Here is a 19,419-nt window from a genome sequence, read left to right as displayed (position 1 = left end):
GTGCCGTCACCGACGGGAATGTTTTGTAGGGAGTTGCGATGCGTCCGCTTACCGTACTTGAATTGAAGACCGTCTCCGGAGGGGTGGTCACCGAAGGCCCCATCACCCTCCATTTCAATTCGAACCCGGCCTCGTCTCCGTACTACGACAAGAACGAGTGGCTTCAGATCCTCATCGAGGAGATCTACGTCTTCACCTCCTACGACCTGATCAATTCCAGCAACTGGCAGTCCATCGAGATCACGGTCCACGGCATCGAAGACACCCGGGCCAGACATGAGATCGACCTGACCGACGGCATGGAAGCCGTCTATGTTCGCTTCGGCGGCGCGACGCCGGGCGCTCCGGACACCACCACCTACACCCACACCGCCAACCTCCTGGGCGTGTCGGGCCCCTCGTTCGTCGATCTGTTCATCACCGTTCCGACCCCCAACCAGGTCGAGGGCATCGTCGTCACCCCCAACTCCACGATGCAGAACACCCTGGTCGGCCAGCTGATCCATTTCCACGGCCAGGGCAGCGCCACGACGGGCGGCGGCATCCTGGGCGGCATCGTCGTGCCGGACTGCCGCGAGATGCAGATCGAGTTCGACGCGGCCGCGACGGCCGCGCCCGACGCCGGCGACCAGGCCTCCGAATTCTCCAAGGCGATCGAATCCCAGTCCGATCGCGTGCGCGCGCTGCCCGACGGCCTCGAGGTCAATTCCTCCCTGGTCGGCGGCGCATTCACCAACGGCGTGGAGCTGAAGCAGCTGTGGTCGTTAACCGACTGGATCGTCACGGGCATCACGCCTGCGCCGGGATACGGCGGCTCGGCCAACGCCAACGGGGGCAACCCTATCAACACAGTCTACAACGGCTATCTGGACAACTACCTGGTCACCGACGCCCGCCAGGTCTGGTACTTCTTCCACGAGCTCGCCCACTCGACCGCGAACGGCCAGGCGCTCCACGCGATGGCCTATGCCGACTGGCAGGCCAATTCCCCGGGCGTGGCATGGGAGAACTCGACTCAGTTCGCCGGCAATGAGCAGTTCATGAACAGCGTCGCCGCCAGCCTGGCCGCGCTCTTCGGCTATGACTTGCGGTCGGAGTTCCCCAACGTCGGACACGGCTACCTGCCCGAGGGCGATGTAGACGTGCTCAACTCGCCGTCCTCGCTGACGCCCGACACGGCCAACGCCGGTCCTGGGGGCAACTGCTGATGCCGCGCCTGCGCAAGCTGGCCCTGAGCGCGGCGGCGGCCGCCCTGCTGGCCGTCGGCCAGTCGGGGTGTTCGTTCGCGGCGGATCAGGCCAAGGCGCCCGCCGCGGCTGCGCGAGAGGCTGCCGATCTGAAGCTGATGCGCAGCATCGTCATCGACCAGCGGCCCGACCTGTTCGCCAGGATCGACCGCTTCGCCGGCGACCTTTCCGTTGCCCGGCTGACGGACGGCTCGTTCATCGCCTGGAAGTACCGCACCGACCCCGCCGCGGCGGGCGAGCAGGCGATCGTCGGCGTCAGGAGCGTGGCGCAGGGGGTCTCCCCCCGCGACCTCGGCTTCAACCACGACCGCGTCCTGCCCGAACAGGCACCGCCGCCGCCGGAAGGCGCCCGCTGCGCGGTCGCCGACGCGATCGTGCAGCCCGACGCGCCGGGCGCCTACATCGCCGCCTGCCTTGATGCCGGCGGCGACAAGGGGCGGCTGATCACCTACCGGGCGGGCGGCAAGGTCACCGACCTCGGCCGCCTCCCCCTGGCCGCCAGCAAGATCGCCGTGACGCCCGGACTGCACGGCGGCCCCGGCGCCCTGGTGATCCTCACCCGGCCCGACGCCGCCGGCCAAGGTCAATTGCAGTGGTACCGCCTACCGGCGCCCCTCCACTGACTGTGGTGGGATCGGCGAGCCTGCGAAGCGATCTTCCCGGCCGCTTCGCAGACGCTTTCCTGGCGAGGGGCAACGGGCTCAGGACCGTAGCCAGAAGAGCACGGTCGCGGCAAAGGATGCATCGCCGATGCTCCGTCCGACTCGTACTGCCAGTCGGGCCAGCGCCATTTGCTGCCCTTGGCTTACCTTCAGAAAAGCGACATTCGACTCTGACCTGGGAAGGCAGCTTTCGCCCTTCAATGGCGTGAACCCATCTCGACCGTTTCGCTAACCTAGGCGCTAGCAGCTCCGGCGCCGTCTTCCGACCGTCCACCGTCGAGGTCGCGCGCGACCATCACAGGATTGAGGTGGGCAACGGCACTGGTTTTTCCGCCAACGAACGAAAGAGGAAGTTCGCGCTGGATTGGATCCGGCTTGTAGGTCTTCTGCGAACGCTTAACGGGCGTGGAGAACGCAGCGTAAGGTAGATGCTCCGTCGGTGGCAGCTGAGGCCGCTGACCTCGAAACCAGTCGCTGATGCTGACAATTTGAAGACGCGGGATTTTCCCGTGCACGGTGCCTGCGAGTCCGGCAGTCGCAGCCTCGCGCACCATCGCTGCGCTAGGCGGATCAAGGCATATGAAAAGGCCCATTTCCGCCCCCTCCCGTTCTAGTACGCCGCGAAACTCTCGGACCATCGCCGGCGTAACAACCTTGCCTCCTTTGACGTAGGTAAGAAGCCGGCCATAGGGTCGCCCCGGCCCGTTGGGAAAGAAGAGCTCTCCGTCAATCCCGCGATCAGCTCCTCGCTTGACCTCGTGCAGACGATGGACGCCGACGAGGTAGTTGGCCCACCATTGGAACTGGAACGGCAAGGTTCGAGCGAGCCTTTCAGCAGCATCGTAGTCAGCCGGAATACCCTCGGCTCGAGGAACACGTGCTTGACCGAAGGCCTCAGCCAAGCGTCGCTCAATGACGTGAACGGCATGGATCGACACGTCGATGCCGATCCAATTACGGCCGAGTGCTTCGGCGGCATGCACAGTGGTTCCGCATCCGCAGAACGGGTCCAGCACAGTGCTATCCGCAGTCGTTGTCAGCTCCAGAATTCGCGTCAGGAGCGCCAGAGGCTTCTGTGTTGGATATCCTAGGCGCTCGCGCGCCTGCGAATTCAAGGGCGGGATGTCGGGCCATACATCGCTGAGAGCGACGCCCCTTTGCTCATCGAGATACCGCTTGAGTCGAGGCACACGCCCTGGTGCAGTCTGGACGACAAGTCCGGCCTCGTAGGCTTCCTGCATTCTCTCACGCGTCCAGCGCCAGACTCGCGTAACGCCCAGGAACTCGTAGGTCAGGTTGGGGCGATCAGCAGCGGGGTTGATGAGACTTGTTAGCTGAAACTGACGCCCCTCACCATCTATAGAAGAATACTTTTCAGCCGTCTTCGCTGACAGCAAATCCTGCTGATAGGGCATAAAGGCGCGGCGTTCATTCCACACACCTTCCGGCCCGGCGTAATAAAGAATAACATCGTGATTGGAGGGCAATCTTCTTTTCATGAGCGACTTGCTCATCGAGCGTTGCCAGATGATCTCATTCTTGAAGTGGACAGCCCCGAATATTCCATCCAATAGTATTTTAAGATAATGGCTAGCCGTCGGATCACAATGCAACATCAGGCCGCCGCTGGGCTTGAGCACACGCCGCAGCTCGTGAAGCCTCACCGCCATCATGACCAGATAGGCCATCATGTCGCTCTCGCCCAAAGCGCTGCGTAGCGCCTGCACGAAGACGCCCGTGGGGCCGCCCACCTTAGTAAGCAGGTCATGGTAGGCGAGTTCAGATTCTACGCCCCAGGACCAAAAATCCACGAATGCCGAGGCTTGGGCCGAAGCCACATCCTCTTTTGGGCTTTTGAAAAGCACGTTGTAGCGCGCCTGGCTATTGAACGGCGGATCCAGGTAGACGAAGTCGACGCTATGGGCGCTCACATCTCGAAGGATCTCGAGATTGTCTCCGAAATAGAGTCTCCGCATTCCGCCCTCCCCTAAAGGAAGGATATTTATACACACTTATCCACAGGATGTGTTAATGACGATAGCGATCCTCGCCACACAATTTAAAAGGGTCCTCAGGTCACTTACTTAGACCCACTCGCGCCATCAGCGGACTCTAAAGTTATCGACCACGCACCTCACCGGCGCCCCCTGGCCAGCGCCTTACGCTTGGCCAGCAAGCGCAGGGCCTGACGGCGGCCTTCGCCCGCGCTGACGAGATAATAGCCGGTCTCGCGACCGTCCTTGACCTCGGGCTCGACGACGAGCGGCTGGAGCACGCCTTTGTAGGTGATCGAGGCCGCGCGGGACTCGATCACCTCGGCGCTGTGGCCCACCCGCCGAACGTTCTTGGGCGAGGCCTTGAGACGGTCGAGGGGAATGTCGCGGACCTCGCCATACTGGACGACGACTTGGCCGGGGCGCTTGGCCTTGGACGCTTGGTGCTGGGCGGTCGCGGGGGTCTCTGAGGTGGTCATGATCTCCCTCCTTGGGACAGGGGTGCAGGCGCACAAGGCGCGCCTGAACCCCTGCCCAGCGGCGAGCGCGGGTGTGCAAGCGGAGGGGCGGCTTCGCGGGGACCCGGCTGCAGGACGGCCAAGGGCCGGACGAAGCTGGGCGGAAGCCGATCCGAAGTGCGCTGAGGGCAGCGCCCTAAGCGGTGCGCCCTCGCGACCGCGAGCGCTCATGACCAATGAAGCCGCAAGGAGACCGCGCAAAGCGCGTGTCGGAACGTCCGCGTCGGGCGGCCGGCGGCAGGCCAAAGCCTGCCCGAAGGCGTCGCGCCCGTAGGAGAGCCGAAAGGCTCGGGACCGAGCGTGACCGCCGGCCGCTCTCCTTGTCGGGTGAAGCCGGGCGCGAAAGCGCCCGGCGGGAACCCCGCGTGACCCGCCAGGTTCGTGGGCATCGTCGCTTGGCCCGCGATAAAGCACGTATTGCGGGCTTTACGTGCTCAACATGTCCGGCGGGCTTTGCATGCTCTACGGGTTGAGCCTGTTGCGCGTGGTTTACGTCTGTTGCGCGCCGCGCATGTCTTACCCGCCCTCCCCGCCTTGGTGAGCGGCGCGAGGCGGTCCATCATGCTCCCATGTCCGAGCACACCGACGAGTTGGCCGAGGCCTCCGAGTTCCCACGAGAGCTGTGGCAAGCTGCGCTGGCGCTGGCCCTGGCAGAGTCCGGCGTGCGGAACTCGCGACTTGAAGAGCTGCATGCCGGGGTGTCGCCGGCCAGCGCCGTGGGGGACTACAGCGACGTAAAGGTCGTCACTCCGTATGGCGACATCCCTTGGGCAGAGGTCTCCCGTCTCTGCGACGAGGAAATGAAGAGCCTGATGATCGAGGTGGTCGACCGGATCTACACGGTGTTAGCCCACCCCGAGCCGTTCCTGAAGTTGGGCGGCGCGCGAGCCTGGTACCGGCCGGCCTTCGATCCAGGGATGATGGTCGCTGTGGAACGTCACCGGGCGCGCGAACGCGGCATGTCAGACAGTGAGATCTGGCGAACCTGGCCGCAAGAGGACAACCGCCGACGCGGGCCCCTCCGGCTTGAGCACCAGACCCCGACCCCCGCATCGGCCAATATCGAGGGTGAGGCCGCGGAGACGCCGGGTGGATGGTCCTTCGAGACCACGCCCGACAGCATGCGAGCGCTGGCGGAGGCTCCCATTGCGGACGCGGCCTGGACCGCCAAGGCCCGCGAGGCCCTGAGCGCCGGCGCCCAAGGCTGGGAGCGCGCCCAGCTGCAGGCGCCGGATGAAATGGATACGCCCGCCCGGTGGCAAACGGACTAGGTCGGCCTGACCATCCAGCGATGGCGCGGAAGGCCAGCCGCCGCAGGGATGGTCCCTCGCGTTCGCCCCCTGTCCGGCAGGGTGCGACCCCGCCGTTTCCCTGTCTTTCTACGCCAGGGTTCGACGCGCGCCGACGCGATGTTGATCGCGTGCCCGCCTCGCAGCATCTGGTCCTGGCAAGGAGCCGACATGCGCCAGGACAACATCGACAGGAGCGACGCGCCGCCACCTGATCGCCTGGCGTATCGGGTTCGGGAAGCCGCGGAGGTTCTGGCGATAAGCCGCAGCCGGTTTTACGAACTGGTCTCCGCAGGCGAAATCCTGGTTCTGAAAGAAGGCGCGCGCACTATCGTGCGGCGGAGCGAGCTGGACGCCTATCTTGATCGGCTGGAGGCGGCTGCCAGGGCCGCGGCCGAGGTCAAGGCCGCGGCCAGGCGTAGATTTCGTTGACCATCGCCAAGGCCATGGCGACCAGCAGGACGAACGATCCCACCACGCAGGCAAGGCCGAGCCCGGTCAGAAGTCGCCCCGTGGGCCTACGCCGCATAGCCATCCACATATCCCTCGTCCGGTCGCGCGGAAGCATAGCCGAGGCGATAGCAATGTTCCACATTCGTTCACGCCAAAGCTGTGCATCGCCGGGCCAGGCGCAATGAGCGCTCGCGCCTACCGCCCCCTCGCCACCGTCGCCGCGGCAGCCGCCCGACGCACGGAGGCGCCTCGGTAGGCGTGCGTGAAAGCCGCCGCCAGCACGCTTGCGACGACGGCGGCGTCGGCCCTCTCCAAACGCAGGAGCGTCACCCCGGAGTTGCGCCGACGCCCCGGTTCAGGCGTGACGGCGTCGCTGAGCGACATCGCCGCGGCCTGGTCGCGCGGCGTGAGCTTCACGATAGCCCAGCCGGCCTCGGGCCAGCCCAGCGTTGCGAACGCCTTGCCGCCGACCTTGAACTGTACGGTGTCCAGGACCGGCTGGACCTGAACGCCCTCGCCGAGCCGTGCGGCCAGCGCCGAAAATGCCTCAGGGGTCATCGGTGGTCCTCGCGTATCGCGACGCCCTTCAGATCCCGAGTCGCCGCCCGATGGCAAAAGACCCTCGTCCTGCGTCAGGATCGGACGGGGCTAGGCTCCGCCTCAAGCAGCTTTGGCTGTGGCCTGCGCGGCGGCCTTTGCCCAGTCGGCCATGAGCGCATGACGCTTGGCGAAGAGGTCGCCCCGTCGGTAGGCCGCCTCGACCTTGCTGGCGATCGTATGGGCCAGCGCCATCTCGATCATCTCGGGCGGATAGTTGGTGGTCTCGGCCGCCCAGTCGCTGAAAGTGCTGCGGAAGCCGTGCGTCGTGAGGCCCGCGTGGCCGAGCTTCTTGATAACCTTCAGCATGGCCATGTTGCTGAGGCCCTTGCCCGCCTTCTGGCCGAAGAACACGGGCCCGTGGGGTTCAACGACTGCAGAGGTGCTGCGCTTGCCCTTCCAGCGCCGGGCCTCGATCGCTAGCCACAGGTCTCGCATCTGTTCGAGGATCGCGATGGCGGGCGGGCTTAGCGGAATGCGGTGCTCCCGCTCGGCCTTCATCCGTTCAGCCGGCACGATCCAAACCTTCTTGGCCAGGTCGATCTCGCTCCAATCCAAGCCGAAGACCTCGCCGCTGCGCGCGCAGGTCAGGATCGTGAACTCTAGCGCCCTGGCGGCCACGCCGCCGAGCTTGCGAAGGCGAGCCATGAACTTGGGAAGCTCTGCGTAAGGCAGCGCGGCGTGGTGGCGGACCTTCTTGACCTTGCCCTTGGCGGGCAGGACTTGGTCGAGGTGTCCGGTCCAGCGCGCGGGGTTGTCACCCATGCGGTATTTCAGGACGGTCGCCCAGTCGAGGACGCTTTCGATACGCCCGCGCACGCGGCTGGCGGTCTCGGTCTTGGTCGCCCAGATCGGTTCGATGGCCGAACGCACGTGGTCGGTGTCGATCTCGCCGACGAGCAATTTGCCCATCTTGGGCGAAGCGTAGGCCGTCAGGGAGTTCTTCCACTGCTGCTGGTGCTTCTCGTTTCGCCAGGCGGCCTTATTGGCTTTGATGTAGGCGTCGACCGCCTCGTCGAAGGTCAGCTTGCTGCCAGTCTCAATGGCCTCGGCCACTTCGACCTTGCGACGCTCTTCAAGGGGATCAAGGCCCGCGCGCCGCAACTTGCGCGCCTCCTCCGCCGCCAGGCGCGCTTCGGCCAGCGAGACGCAATTGACAGGTCCAAGACCCATCCGCCGTTCTTTTCCGTCGACCTCGTAGCGGAATATCCACGACCGGCCGCCCTCTCCCATCACCTGGAGGTTCAGCCCACCGCCGTCGGCATAGAAGCCGGGCTTGGTGAGTCGGCGCACTTGAAGCGGAGAAAGACGCTCGAGGACCCGGGTCATACCTACGTTCCTACATACGACCTTGCAGCCGACTGTGGTGGATAGGCATGGATGCGTCCAAACACGTTTTCGCGATTTTTCCCTTACGACGTAAGGGTTTCAGCGGATCCACCTGGACGGCGCTGGACAGCAATAGATGGGGGATGGCGGAGACGGAGGGATTCGAACCCTCGATACCCTTTTGAGGTATGCCGCTTTAGCAAAGCGGTGCCTTCAGCCTCTCGGCCACGTCTCCTCCTGAGAGGGAGCGGTTCGATAGCCTGTTCGCTCGCGAATGACAATCGAGGCGTGAAGGAAAATCGCGTTAACGCGACGCTCAGACGGCCACGCTAGGTTGAACCTCGTTCTCCAGTGCGCAGAAGCCCAAGAGCGATCATGAGTTCCGCCCTCGCCCGCCCAGCGGACGCAAGCCACGCGTCGGACGCCGCACGCAGCCGGCGCGGACCGTTCCGACCGGAACGCCTGACCCCGGCGCGCGCGCGGGTGCAGATCCAGAACCTGACTCGCGCCTTCCGCGTCGCCGACGCGATTCTCGCCGCCGCCCTCGCCCTCTGGGTCGCCCCCACCGGCGGCCTCGTCGCCCCGCTGGTGGGCGCGACCGTGCTGCTGGTCGCCCTGCACGGGCTGGAGGCGTACGTCTTCGCTCACCGCGAGCCCCTGATCCGCCACCTGCTGCGCGTCGGCTCGGCCATCGGCGCCTCGGCGATCGTCGTGCAGGTCGTGGTCCTGACGCCTCTGGCGCCGGGCGCGCACGCCGTGACCGGCTGGCTGCTGGCCGCCCTGCCCGCCTTTCTCGTGCTGCACGCGACCTGGTGGTCCGTGGTCCGCCACGGCCGCCGCATCGGCAAGCTGACGCCCAACATCGTGCTGGTCGGCGCCACCACCAACGCCGAGCGGCTGATCGCCGCGGCCCTGCGCACCGGCGAGGTCAACGTGCTGGGCGTGTTCGACGATCGCGCCGCCCGCGCCCCCGAGGCCGTGCTGGGCGTGCCGGTGCTGGGCGACACCAAGGCCCTGGTCGACCACCGCATCATGCCCTTCGTCGACCGCGTGGTGATCGCCGTCGAATCCACCGCCCAGGCCCGTGTCGGCCAGCTGGTCGAGCGTTTGTCGGAACTGCCCAACCCCGTCAGCATGATCGTCGACGTGGGCGGCGACGCCGACCGCGACGCGGCCCTGTCGCACCTGGCCGACCTGTCGGGCGCCCCGACCGACGCCCGCCGGGCAATGGCCAAGCGGGTGCAGGACCTGGTCGTCGCCGGGGTCGGCCTGGTCGTCGCCGCGCCGGTGATGCTGGGCGTGGCCCTGGCCGTGAAGCTGGACAGCCCTGGCCCGGTGTTCTTCCGCCAGCGCCGCCACGGCTTCAACAACGAGGCGATCCTGGTCTGGAAGTTCCGCTCGATGCGCCACGACATGGCCGACGCCAAGGCCGCGCGCCAGGTCAGCGTCGGCGACGACCGCGTCACGCGCGTCGGCAAGTTCATCCGCCGCACCAGCCTCGACGAGCTGCCGCAGCTGTTCAACGTGCTGGCGGGCGAGATGTCGATGGTCGGTCCCCGCCCCCACGCCATCGGCATGATGACCGGCGACGTGGAGTCGGCCAAGCTGGTGGCCACCTACGCCCATCGCCACCGCATGAAGCCGGGCGTCACCGGCTGGGCGGCCATCAAGGGCTCGCGCGGCGCCGTCGACACCCCCGAGCTGGTGCGCCAGCGCGTGGCCTACGACGTCGAATACATCGAGCGGCAGTCCTTCTGGCTGGACCTCTACGTGATCCTGATGACCGTCCCCTGCCTGCTGGGCGACAAGACCGCCGTGCGCTGACCATGTTCTGGCGCGGCGTCCTGGGCTACCTGCCCGTCAATATCGCCCAGGGGGTCGTCGGCCTCCTGACGATCGTGCTGTTCACGCAGATCCTGTCCCCGGCCGAGTACGGGATCTATGCGCTGGCGTTCTCGGTGCTGAGCCTGACCCAGACGGCGTTCCTGACCTGGACCGAGGCCGCCATGGCCCGGTTCCTGGCCCGCGCCGACGAGGACGGCCGCCTGCCCGACCATTTCGCCACGCTCTATCGGCTGTGGATCCTGATGGCCCTGGCGATCCCGGTGGTCGCCGCCCTGGCGCTGCGGTTCTGGCCCATGCCCCCGGCCCTGAAGGTCGCCGTCGCCGCCGCCTTCGCGGCCGCGGCGGTGAAGAGCCTGGCCAAGATGTCCCAGGAGCGCCGCCGCGCGGCCGGCGAGGTGTCGGGCGCGGCCCTGCTGGACGTGATCCAGACCGTCGGCGGCTTCGCCCTGGGCCTGGTGCTGGCCCTGGTGGGCCTGGGCGGCGCCGCGCCGATCCTCGGCACGGGCGCGGTCGCCCTGCTGTGCGTGGTGTTCGTGCTGCCCACCGATCTGCGACGCCTGAAGGGCGGGATCTTCGATAAGGCGATGGCCAAGGCCTACGCAGCCTACGGCCTGCCGGTGGCCTTCTCGCTGATCCTGGCCCTGGTGCTGTCGACCACCGACCGCTTCCTGCTGGCCGCCTTCCTCGACGAGAGCGCGGTCGGCGACTACCACGCGGGCTACTCGCTGGGCTCGCGCACGCTGGACGTGGTGTTCATCTGGCTGGGCATGGCCGGCGGACCGGCCATGGTCGCGGCCCTGGAGCGCGGCGGCCGGCCGGCGCTGGAGGACAGCGCCCGCGAGCAGGCCGACTTCATGGTGCTGCTGACCCTGCCCGCCGCTGTGGGCCTGGCCCTGGTCGCCCGCCCGCTGACCGAGGTGATGATCGGCCCGGCCCTGCGTGAAGGCGCGGCCGGCGTGACGCCGTGGATCGCCGCCAGCGGCTGGCTGTCGGGCGTGACCACCTACTACCTGCTGCAGGCCTTCACGCTTGGCCGCCGCACGACGATGCTGAGCGCCTGCATGGCGATCCCGGCCGGGGCCAACCTGGCGCTGAACCTGATCCTGATCCCGCGTTTCGGCCTGTCCGGCGCGCTGTGGGCCACCACCGCCAGCTACGCCCTCGGCGCGATCGCCGCCGGGGTGCTGGGCCGCCGGGCCTGCGCCCTGCCGATCCCGTGGCCGACCCTGGCCAGGACGGGCCTGGCCTGCGCCCTGATGGCGGCCGTGGTGCTGGCCCTGCCCGACGTCGGCGGCCTGATAGAACTGATCCTCAAGGCCGGCCTGGGCGCGGCTACCTTCGGCGGCGCGGCCCTGCTGCTCGACGCCGGCGGCGCCCGCGCGCGGCTGGCCGTCCTTACCCGCAGGTTCCGCACCGCATGACCGCCCCGATCACAGAAACCGTCACCGACAACGCCGCCTGGGCGGGCGCCGCGCCGCGCCTGTCGGTGCTGATCCCCACCTATCGCGACGACCCGACGGCCTTGCTGCGCGCACTCGACGGAAAGGACCATGCCGCCGAGATCGTGGTGCTGGACGACGGCGGCGGCGACGAGGCCCTGGCCGCGCGGATCGGCAAGCTGGTCGCGGGCCTCAAGCGTCCCGCCCGCTTCGTGCGGCTGTCGCGCAACGCCGGCCGCGCCCAGGGCCGCAACCGCCTGGCCGCGCACGCCCGTGGCCGGCACTTGCTGTTCCTCGACAGCGACATGCTGCCCGACCCGAAGGACTTCCTGGCCCGCTGGCTGGCGGTGGCCGGCGACGATGCGCCCGTGGCCTTCGGCGGCTTCACCCTGGACCAGACCCCGATCCGGCCCGAGCACGCCCTGCACCGGGCGATGGCGCTGAAAAGCGACTGCACGCCCGCCCCCGAGCGGGCCCAGGCGCCGGAGAAACACGTCTTCACCTCCAACCTCCTGGTCCGCCGCGACGTCTTCGAGACCATCGCCTTCGACGAGGGCTTCGCCGGCTGGGGCTGGGAGGACGTGGAATGGGCGATGCGGGTGGCCCGCGCCCACCCGATCTTGCACATCGACAACACCGCCACGCACCTGGGCCTCGATCCAGCGCCGGTGATGGCCGCCAAGTACGAGCAGTCGGCCGCCAACTTCGCCCGCGTGGTGGCCGCCCACCGCGACGTGGTCAGCGCCTATCCCAGCTACAAGGTCGCCAAGGCCCTGAAGGCTGTTCCCCTGCGCGGAACCTGGCGGCCGTGGCTGAAGGCTGTCGCCCTGGCCGAGAGCCTGCCCACCCCGCTTCGCGCCTTTTCCATGCGGCTCTACCGGGCCGCCCTCTATTCGGACGCCGTGTGATGACCGCCCTCGAACAGACCTACGAGAAAGTCGACGCCTACGAGCCGGACCGCTCGCTGAAGGGCAAGGTCCGCCGCCGGCTGATCCGCCTGCAGCACCGCCGCCCGGCGCGGGTGAAGCTCGAGCGGCCGATGGTGTCGTTCAGCTTCGACGACGCCCCCGCCACCGCCTGCGAGGCCGGCGCGCGGGTGCTTGAGAGCCGCGGCTTTCGCGGCACCTACTATTTCGCCGCCGGCCTGACCGGGCGTGACGGCCCCATGGGCCGCTACGCCACCGGCCAAGACGCCGCCCGCCTGCACGCGGCCGGCCACGAGATCGGCTGCCATACCTTCAGCCACCTCGACTGCGGCCAGGCCACGACGCAGGTCGCCCTGGCCGATGTGGCGCAGAACACGGAAGCCCTGGCCTCGTGGGGCGTGGGGAACGCGGTGAGCTTCGCCTATCCGTACGGCGACGTCGCCGCTCCGGCCAAGACGGCCCTGGCCGGTCGCTTCAAGACCCTGCGGGCCCTGCATCACGGCCTGATCGCCAACGGCGCCGATCTGAACCAAGCGCCGGCCGTCGGGATCGAGGGCGAGGATGGCGAGGCCGTGGCCCTGCACTGGCTGGACCAGGCGCACCGCCGCAAGGCCTGGCTGATCCTCTACACCCACGACGTGGCGGAACAGCCGTCGGCCTGGGGCTGCACGGTGCAGGCGCTTGAGCGGCTGGTCGACGGCGCGGTCAATGCCGGCTTCGACGTGGTGACCGTGGCGGAAGGCTCGCGCCGGATCGGGCTGTAGCCGCCTACTGGCGCGTACGCGAGGTCATCCCTGCCGCCGCCGCGTCGTCGGCCATCTGCGGATCGACCTCGGGCGCGGGCTTGGGCGCGGCGGGCGGCGCTTCGACCACCGGCGGCTTTTCGGGTTCGGGCGCGACGGCGGGCGGTGGCGTCTGGGCGGCGGGCGTACGGACGGTGGCTGCGCTGGCGGCGTCATCGGCCGTGGTGCGGATTTCCGCGCCCTCTTCGTAGCCGGAGCTCTCGAAACCGACCCCGGCGCTGACCACCAGGATCACGCCCAGGGCGGCGACCGCCCCGACGACGAAACCCAGGACGATCCATCCCAACGGATTGCCGCGACGTTCGGCCTTGGCCATCTGGAGCTCCCTAAAGGGAAGGCTCCGATCCTAGGAGCCGACCCAGCGTCGGACCGCGCCGACGTCGACGTGAACGAAATTGCTGACGGGATAGTACCCGACGCCGCCCTGCTTCAGGTCGAGGGCCGCAGTCCTCAGCCGATCCAGGGAGACATCCTCCAGATAGAGATCGATGGCCTTGCCGTCCATGTGCAGGCTGCGTTTGGCGACCTCACCGCTGCGCGCGTGCAACATCGCGTTGGTCTTGGGCGAGCGATAGCCGGAGATGATCTGGAAGTGCGACTTGCTCTCGGTGCGCGCCGCCAGGCCCGCCATGATGTCGTAGAGCTTGGGATTCATCGCCGAAACGTCCCCGGTGCGATAGTCGCGCAGCACCTTGTCGAGGGCCTCGACCGCGTCGGGCACGTACTCGCCCTTCTCGAAATACACGGCTTCGAGCTTTTCCTGGGTGTGCACGTTGTGCAGCTTCACCCAGCGCGGTTCGGCGGAAATGATGCGTTTCGGCTCGGCGACGGGAACCGGCGCTTCGGGAAGGCCGTTATCCGGCATGCCCTCGGCCGCATTGCCCAGGTCGCCCTGCTTCATCAGCAGGTCCGCGATGGGATCGGCCCCGGGGCCGAACTTGGACTGTGCGAAGGCCGCCATCGGCCCGACCGCACTGGCGCCCAGCACACCCAGGCCAAGGCCCAGGAGCTTGCGTCGTTCGATCATAGATACGCTTTCCCGACTGACTGCGTCAGGCCGCCAAAGAGGCCGCCCGCGCTCACTTGGAACACGATAAACTTTCCCGATCGGAAAGGCTTACGCGCCAAAAGAGGCCTGACGAGGGCCGTCGGGTCAAGCCGGGCGCATGGACGCGCGGCCGCTGAAAGCGTGGGCACTCCCATTCCAGCCACGCTTCAAATGCTGCAAAGACAGCGGCTTGGGCGGCTGAGCCTAACGCTCAGACGGTCTTGGATGCGGCGATACGCTGCACCAGCGCCTTGTCCCAGCCGTACGGGTCGTCGCGGAAATTCACCTGCCCGTCCGGAGTCACGTAGGCGGTCCAATAGAGCAGATAGACGGCCATCGGCTTGGGCAGTTGGGCCCGCACGGTCTTGCCCGAGGCGATGGTGGCATCGACGTTCTCGGCCGTCCATTCGGCGCTGCCGTCGAGCAGCTGCTTGGCCAGCGGGATGGGCTTTTCCAGGCGCACGCAGCCGTGGCTGGCCAGGCGGCTGTAGCTGGCGAACTTCGCCCGCGACGGCGTGTCGTGCAGATAGACGCCATAGGGATTGTTGAAGTCGAACTTCACCAGGCCCAGGGCGGCCTTGTCGCCGGCCTTCTGCTGCAGACGCGTGCCGCCGCCCTCGGTCGGGATGACGATGAAGTCGTTGCGAGCCAGGTAGCCGGGATTGGCGCGTTCCTTGGGCCACAGCTCCTTGGTGGCGATGGAGCTGGGCACGTTCCAGGGCGGATTGAGCACGATCGAGTGGATCTGCGATTGCAGCATCGGCGTCTCGTCGCCCGGGCGGCCGGTGACGGCGCGCATGGTCAGGGTCGGGGCGTCATGGTGGAAGACGCTCATCACGGCGGCGGCGATGTTGACCTGGATGCGGTCGGCCGGCAGCTCTTCTGGCAGCCAGCGCCAGCGCTCCATGTTGGCGACGATCTGGTCGATGCGCAGTTGCACCGGCACGTTCAGCGCCGCCAGCGTGCCCTTGCCCAGCACGCCGTCGGGATTGAGGCCGAAACGCTTCTGGGCGCGCATCAGGGCCTGTTGCAGGGCCTCGTCGAAGACCGGGGCCTTGTCGACGGCGATGGTCGGGTCCTCGATCGCCAGGCGGGCCTCGAGCTGGACTATGCGCGGATCGCCCTTGTCGCCCAGCTTCAGCGGCGGCCCCTCGGGGATCACGGCCCATCCGCCCCTGGCGGCGAGGTCGCGATAGACCACCAGGCCCTTCTGCAGAGTCTGGTAGCCGGTATAGGGCGGCGACAGCTCTTCCAGCCAGCCGGCCAGGCGGTCGTTCTGGATCGCGGCGGCGAAGCCGGGAGCCGGATCATAGGCTGCGGGACGCAGGCCCCAGTTGCCGTCGAAGTCGGCGGGCGCCAGGCGGCCGCTGTGCACGGCCTTGGCGTAGCGCATGGTCAGGGCGACCAGCTGGGTCACGCCGGCCTGGCGATCGGCGGCGCTGCGCGAGTCCAGCAGGGCCAGGGCGCGGTCGGGCGCGAACACGCCCGGCTCGAAGCCGTGCGAGGGCGCGTCGTTCAGCGCCTTTACCAGCAGGTCGATCTGGTCGGCGCGCAGGGCCGGCGGCGCGGGCACCGCCACGGGCGCCTGCTGCGGCGCGCGGGCTGGCCGAACCTGAGCTTGAGCAAGAACGGCCGGGGCCGCCGACATCCACAGGGCCGCCCCAAGCAGGACGGTCGAAACTTTCAGGCTCTGGCTCACCGTCGACGGGTCTCGCACGCACTTTGCACGCGGCCCCTCCGCGCACTTCTCAAATGGCAATTCCGCGCCGGGGTCGTCAACGCGAGGATCGTGAAACTCCAACGGCCAAGGTCCCCATTTGGTTCTTTCTCACGTTACGGAACCTTCCGGCCACACTTGCGGTTTGCAGTTCGACGACGGCGCCTTTGCGCCACAATCGTCCTTGTCAGGACAGCCAAGATGAGAATCGCCCAGGTTCCGCCCCTGTATGAAGCCGTGCCGCCACGGCTCTACGGGGGCACCGAAAGGGTGGTCGCGCACCTGACGGACGCGCTTGTCGACCTCGGCCACGAGGTCACCCTGTTCGCTTCCGCCGAAGCCCGCACCAAGGCCGACCTCGTGGTCGTCCGCGACCAGGCCATCCGCCTGGACCCCGCCCCGCTGAAATCCGACCTCGCCGCCCACATCGCCATGCTGGCCGAGGTTCGCCGCCGCGCCGCCGAGTTCGACGTCATCCACTTCCACACCGACATGATCCACTTCCCCCTGTTCGAGGGCATGGCGGAAAAGACCCTTACCACCCTGCACGGGCGGCTGGACCTGAAGGACCTGCCCGGCATCTACCGGCGCTGGCCGCAGTTTCCGCTGGTGTCGATCTCCGACAGCCAACGTACGCCCCTGCCCTTCGCTAACTGGGCCGGCACGGTGCTTCACGGCATGTGCGCCGAGACCTACGAATATCATCCGAAGTCAGAGGGTTACCTGGCCTTCCTAGGACGGATCTCGCCCGAGAAGGGGCCCGAGCGGGCGATCGCCATCGCCAAGCGCATCGGCCGCCCGTTGAAGATCGCCGCCAAGGTCGACGCAGCCGACCTCGAATACTTCCACACCGTCGTCGAGCCGCTGCTGGACCATCCGCTGGTCGAGTTCGTGGGCGAGATCGGCGACGCCGAAAAGTCGGCCTTCCTTGGGCGCGCGGACGCCCTGCTCTTCCCCATCGCCTGGCCCGAGCCTTTCGGGCTGGTGATGATCGAGGCCATGGCCTGCGGCACGCCGGTGATCGCCTACCAGTGGGGCTCGGTGCCCGAGGTGATCGAGGAAGGCGTCACCGGCTTCATCGTCGACGACGAGGACGAGGCGGTGGCCGCGCTTCGCCGCCTGCCCGACCTGTCGCGCCAGACCGTGCGTGAGCGCTTCGAGCTGCGGTTCTCGGCCCACGCCATGGCCCGCCGCTATCTCGACCTCTATGCGCGCCTGGACGAGGCGGCCCAGCCGCCCCGCCTGACCCTGGCCCAGAGTGCGTGACCTCAAAGGCGGCCAAACCCCGCCGGGTTGAGGCCGCATTGTAGCTTTCAAGTTCAGCGACCGCGCCTCCCCTGGCGCGGCCGCTGATCGCGTTTAGACAAGGGGCATCGAGATGGACGATCTGGCGCCGACCCCGGTGACGGCGGGCGAGCATGGCGAGACCGGCGAACCGCGCGTGCCCTACCGGCTGTTCGCCCTGAAGGACCGCGACACCTTCCTGGTGGCCGACGCCTTCGGCGACGTGCTGGGCGCGGCCGACGGGCTGTTTCACGACGACACCCGCCTGCTGTCACGCCTGCGGCTGCTGATCGGCGGGCGGCCTCCGGCCCTGCTGAGCGCCAGCGTCTCGCAGGACAACGTGTTCTTCACCTCGCACTCGACCAACCAGACCCTGCCCTCGCTGGGAGGGGCCTCGGCGCCGCACGGCGCGATCCACGTCGAGCGCAAGCGCTTCCTGTGGTGCGAGCGGCTGTACGAGCGCCTGCGGTTCGTCAACTACAGCCGCGACATGGTCATCCTGCCGGTGGCGCTGGAGTACGACGCCGATTTCCACGACATGTTCGAGGTGCGCGGCTCCAAGCGCAAAGCCAGGGGACGCGTGCTGCCGGCCGAGTTGAACGGCCGATCGGTCCACTTCGCCTACCAGGGCCTGGACGAGCTGCGCCGCGACAGCGTGATCGCCTTCTCCGAACCGCCCGGCCGCCTGACGCCGCAGCGGGCGGAGTTCATGTTCATGCTGACACCGGAGACCCATTTCGACCTCTATCTCGAGGTGGGCCCCGTCCCGGACCATCCGCCGACCCGCGAGCGCTGGCGCGCCGCCGCCGCCCGGGCTCGGATCGACATGCGTGGCCGTCGCCGGCGCGGGGCGCGGCTGAAGAGCTCGGGGCGCCTGTTCAACGACTGGCTGGAGAAGTCGCGGGCGGACCTGGCCTTGCTGACCACCGAGTTCGAGACCGGCCCCTATCCCTATGCCGGCATCCCCTGGTTCTCGACCCCGTTCGGGCGCGACGCGATCATCACCGCCTGGCAGGTGCTGTGGATCGAGCCCCGGCTGGCCAAGGGCGTGCTCGGCTACCTCGCCGAGCACCAGGCCGAGGAGGTCAGCGCCTTTCGTGACAGCGCGCCGGGCAAGATCATGCACGAGACGCGTAAGGGCGAGATGACCCGCCTGGGCGAGCTGCCCTTCGGCCGCTACTACGGCGGGGTCGACACCACGCCGCTGTTCGTGGCCCTGGCCTGCGCCTATGCCGAGCGCACCGGGGACCTGGCCTTCATCGACGGGCTGTGGGACGCCCTGCGCGCGGCCGTGGCCTGGATCGAGCAGTTCGGCGACAGCGATGGCGACGGCCTGATCGACTACGCCCGCGGCGCCGACACCGGCCTTTCCAACCAGAACTGGAAGGACAGCGAGGACAGCGTCTTCCACGCCGACGGCAAGTTCCCCGACGGCCCGATCGCCGTGGTCGAGGTTCAGGGCTACGCCTTCGCCGCCTTCAAGGGCATGGCGGACCTGGCCCGTCGCCGAGGCGAGACCGCCGACGCCGAGCGCTGGGCGGCCAAGGCCGAGCACCTGCGGACCATGGTCGAGGAGCGGTTCTGGATGGAGGACAAGGGCTTCTACGCCATGGCCGTCGACGGTCACGGCAAGCCCTGTCGCGTGCGCGGCTCGAACCCCGGGCACCTGCTGTTCTGCGGCCTGCCCTCGCCCGAGCGCGCGGCCAAGGTGGCCGACACCCTGCTGTCGGCGGCGTTCAACAACGGCTTTGGCGTGCGGACCCTGGCCGAGGGCGAACCGCGCTTCAATCCGATGAGCTATCACAACGGCTCGGTCTGGCCGCACGACACGGCCATCTGCGCCATGGGCCTGGCCCGCTACGGACACCGGGACGGCGTGGTGCGGATGACCTCGGGGCTGTTCGAGACGGCCGCCCACTACGAGATGCGATTGCCGGAGCTGTTCTGCGGCTTCCCCCGCCAGCCGGGCGAGCCGCCGGTGGCCTATCCGGTCGCCTGCCTGCCCCAGGCCTGGGCCGCCGGCTCGGCGTTCATGATGTTGCAGGCGTGCCTGGGCATCACCGTCGACGGCTGGGCCGGCGAGATCCGTATCCAGGAACCGCGCCTGCCCATCGGCATCGACAGCCTGTCGATCGAGAACCTGGGCGTCGGCGACCGCCTGACCGACCTGTCGTTCGAGCATGTCGGCCGACAGGTCACCGTCCAGGGCGGACGGCGCTCGACCGTGCCGATCCTCACCCGCTGCTGATTTCTCCCAAAAGCGTAACA

The 19,419-nt window shown here is 67.9% G+C and carries 17 protein-coding genes and 1 tRNA gene; 10 read left to right on the top strand and 8 right to left on the bottom strand.

What is annotated here, in order from left to right; translation table 11 throughout:
• Positions 1-38: 38 nt before the first annotated feature.
• On the top strand, positions 39-1,208 hold the full coding sequence (locus SGCZBJ_RS21410; RefSeq protein ID WP_133149306.1) for a hypothetical protein: 1,170 nt from the start codon (positions 39-41) through the stop codon (positions 1,206-1,208).
• Positions 1,208-1,870, top strand: a complete 663-nt coding sequence (locus tag SGCZBJ_RS21405; RefSeq protein WP_101719954.1) for a hypothetical protein — start codon at positions 1,208-1,210, stop codon at positions 1,868-1,870. The genes SGCZBJ_RS21410 and SGCZBJ_RS21405 overlap by 1 nt, the downstream gene beginning before the upstream one ends.
• A 272-nt stretch (positions 1,871-2,142) precedes the next feature.
• Here the strand turns inward: SGCZBJ_RS21405 and SGCZBJ_RS21400 are convergent, their stop codons facing one another.
• Positions 2,143-3,885: a DNA methyltransferase gene (locus SGCZBJ_RS21400; protein ID WP_101719953.1), complete on the bottom strand. Its 1,743-nt coding sequence runs from the start codon at positions 3,883-3,885 to the stop codon at positions 2,143-2,145.
• A 158-nt stretch (positions 3,886-4,043) separates the two neighbouring features.
• On the bottom strand, positions 4,044-4,382 hold the full coding sequence (locus SGCZBJ_RS21395; RefSeq protein WP_240621602.1) for a ParB N-terminal domain-containing protein: 339 nt from the start codon (positions 4,380-4,382) through the stop codon (positions 4,044-4,046).
• Between the two features lie 608 nt (positions 4,383-4,990).
• Here SGCZBJ_RS21395 and SGCZBJ_RS25915 point away from each other — a divergent pair.
• Together SGCZBJ_RS25915 and SGCZBJ_RS25300 are read left to right on the top strand one after the other, a co-directional pair.
• The gene (locus SGCZBJ_RS25915; RefSeq protein WP_205685453.1) at positions 4,991-5,692 is read left to right on the top strand and encodes a hypothetical protein; all 702 of its coding nucleotides are present in this window, start codon (positions 4,991-4,993) and stop codon (positions 5,690-5,692) included.
• A gap of 189 nt (positions 5,693-5,881) precedes the next feature.
• Positions 5,882-6,142: a helix-turn-helix domain-containing protein gene (locus tag SGCZBJ_RS25300; RefSeq protein ID WP_117590392.1), complete on the top strand. Its 261-nt coding sequence runs from the start codon at positions 5,882-5,884 to the stop codon at positions 6,140-6,142.
• Positions 6,143-6,358: 216 nt separating this feature from the next.
• On the opposite strand, the gene SGCZBJ_RS21375 is transcribed toward SGCZBJ_RS25300, so the two are convergent.
• The 3 genes from SGCZBJ_RS21375 to SGCZBJ_RS21365 form a co-directional block, all read right to left on the bottom strand.
• Positions 6,359-6,721: an MmcQ/YjbR family DNA-binding protein gene (locus SGCZBJ_RS21375; protein WP_101719950.1), complete on the bottom strand. Its 363-nt coding sequence runs from the start codon at positions 6,719-6,721 to the stop codon at positions 6,359-6,361.
• Between the two features lie 102 nt (positions 6,722-6,823).
• Complete coding sequence (locus tag SGCZBJ_RS21370; protein WP_101719949.1) at positions 6,824-8,089, bottom strand: tyrosine-type recombinase/integrase; 1,266 nt, start codon at positions 8,087-8,089, stop codon at positions 6,824-6,826.
• Positions 8,090-8,233: 144 nt separating this feature from the next.
• A tRNA-Ser gene (locus tag SGCZBJ_RS21365) sits at positions 8,234-8,324 on the bottom strand.
• A 140-nt stretch (positions 8,325-8,464) separates the two neighbouring features.
• Here SGCZBJ_RS21365 and hfsE point away from each other — a divergent pair.
• From hfsE to hfsH, 4 genes are read left to right on the top strand one after another with little or no spacing between them, the layout of a single operon-like run.
• Entirely contained in the window at positions 8,465-9,913 is a 1,449-nt protein-coding gene (gene hfsE, locus SGCZBJ_RS21360) for a polysaccharide biosynthesis protein HfsE (protein ID WP_101719948.1), read from the top strand.
• Positions 9,914-9,915: 2 nt separating this feature from the next.
• The gene (hfsF, locus tag SGCZBJ_RS21355) at positions 9,916-11,355 is read left to right on the top strand and encodes a polysaccharide biosynthesis protein HfsF (RefSeq protein ID WP_101719947.1); all 1,440 of its coding nucleotides are present in this window, start codon (positions 9,916-9,918) and stop codon (positions 11,353-11,355) included.
• Complete coding sequence (gene hfsG / locus SGCZBJ_RS21350) at positions 11,352-12,281, top strand: polysaccharide biosynthesis protein HfsG (protein WP_101719946.1); 930 nt, start codon at positions 11,352-11,354, stop codon at positions 12,279-12,281. Before hfsF ends, hfsG begins: the two co-directional genes overlap by 4 nt.
• Positions 12,281-13,063: an oligosaccharide deacetylase HfsH gene (gene hfsH, locus SGCZBJ_RS21345; protein ID WP_101719945.1), complete on the top strand. Its 783-nt coding sequence runs from the start codon at positions 12,281-12,283 to the stop codon at positions 13,061-13,063. The genes hfsG and hfsH overlap by 1 nt, the downstream gene beginning before the upstream one ends.
• A gap of 4 nt (positions 13,064-13,067) precedes the next feature.
• Here the strand turns inward: hfsH and SGCZBJ_RS21340 are convergent, their stop codons facing one another.
• From SGCZBJ_RS21340 to SGCZBJ_RS21330, 3 genes are all read right to left on the bottom strand, one after another.
• Complete coding sequence (locus SGCZBJ_RS21340; RefSeq protein WP_101719944.1) at positions 13,068-13,418, bottom strand: hypothetical protein; 351 nt, start codon at positions 13,416-13,418, stop codon at positions 13,068-13,070.
• A gap of 30 nt (positions 13,419-13,448) precedes the next feature.
• Positions 13,449-14,129 carry a peptidoglycan L,D-endopeptidase MepK gene (gene mepK / locus SGCZBJ_RS21335; protein ID WP_101719943.1) on the bottom strand — a complete coding sequence of 227 codons (681 nt, stop codon included), beginning with the start codon at positions 14,127-14,129 and terminating at the stop codon, positions 13,449-13,451.
• Between the two features lie 232 nt (positions 14,130-14,361).
• Positions 14,362-15,849 (bottom strand): L,D-transpeptidase family protein, encoded by a 1,488-nt coding sequence (locus SGCZBJ_RS21330; protein WP_476695738.1) that lies wholly within the window; start codon positions 15,847-15,849, stop codon positions 14,362-14,364.
• A 219-nt stretch (positions 15,850-16,068) separates the two neighbouring features.
• Between SGCZBJ_RS21330 and SGCZBJ_RS21325 the strand changes: the two genes are divergently transcribed.
• Both SGCZBJ_RS21325 and SGCZBJ_RS21320 read left to right on the top strand, forming a co-directional pair.
• Positions 16,069-17,133 carry a glycosyltransferase family 4 protein gene (locus SGCZBJ_RS21325; RefSeq protein ID WP_101719942.1) on the top strand — a complete coding sequence of 355 codons (1,065 nt, stop codon included), beginning with the start codon at positions 16,069-16,071 and terminating at the stop codon, positions 17,131-17,133.
• A 112-nt stretch (positions 17,134-17,245) separates the two neighbouring features.
• Entirely contained in the window at positions 17,246-19,399 is a 2,154-nt protein-coding gene (locus tag SGCZBJ_RS21320) for an amylo-alpha-1,6-glucosidase (protein WP_101719941.1), read from the top strand.
• The last annotated feature ends 20 nt before the right edge of the window (positions 19,400-19,419 follow it).

This window comes from Caulobacter zeae (assembly GCF_002858925.1).
GTDB classification, from domain to species: domain Bacteria; phylum Pseudomonadota; class Alphaproteobacteria; order Caulobacterales; family Caulobacteraceae; genus Caulobacter; species Caulobacter zeae.
The sequence above is the reverse complement of the archived record's forward strand: the minus strand, read 5'-3'. Positions and strand labels throughout refer to the sequence as shown.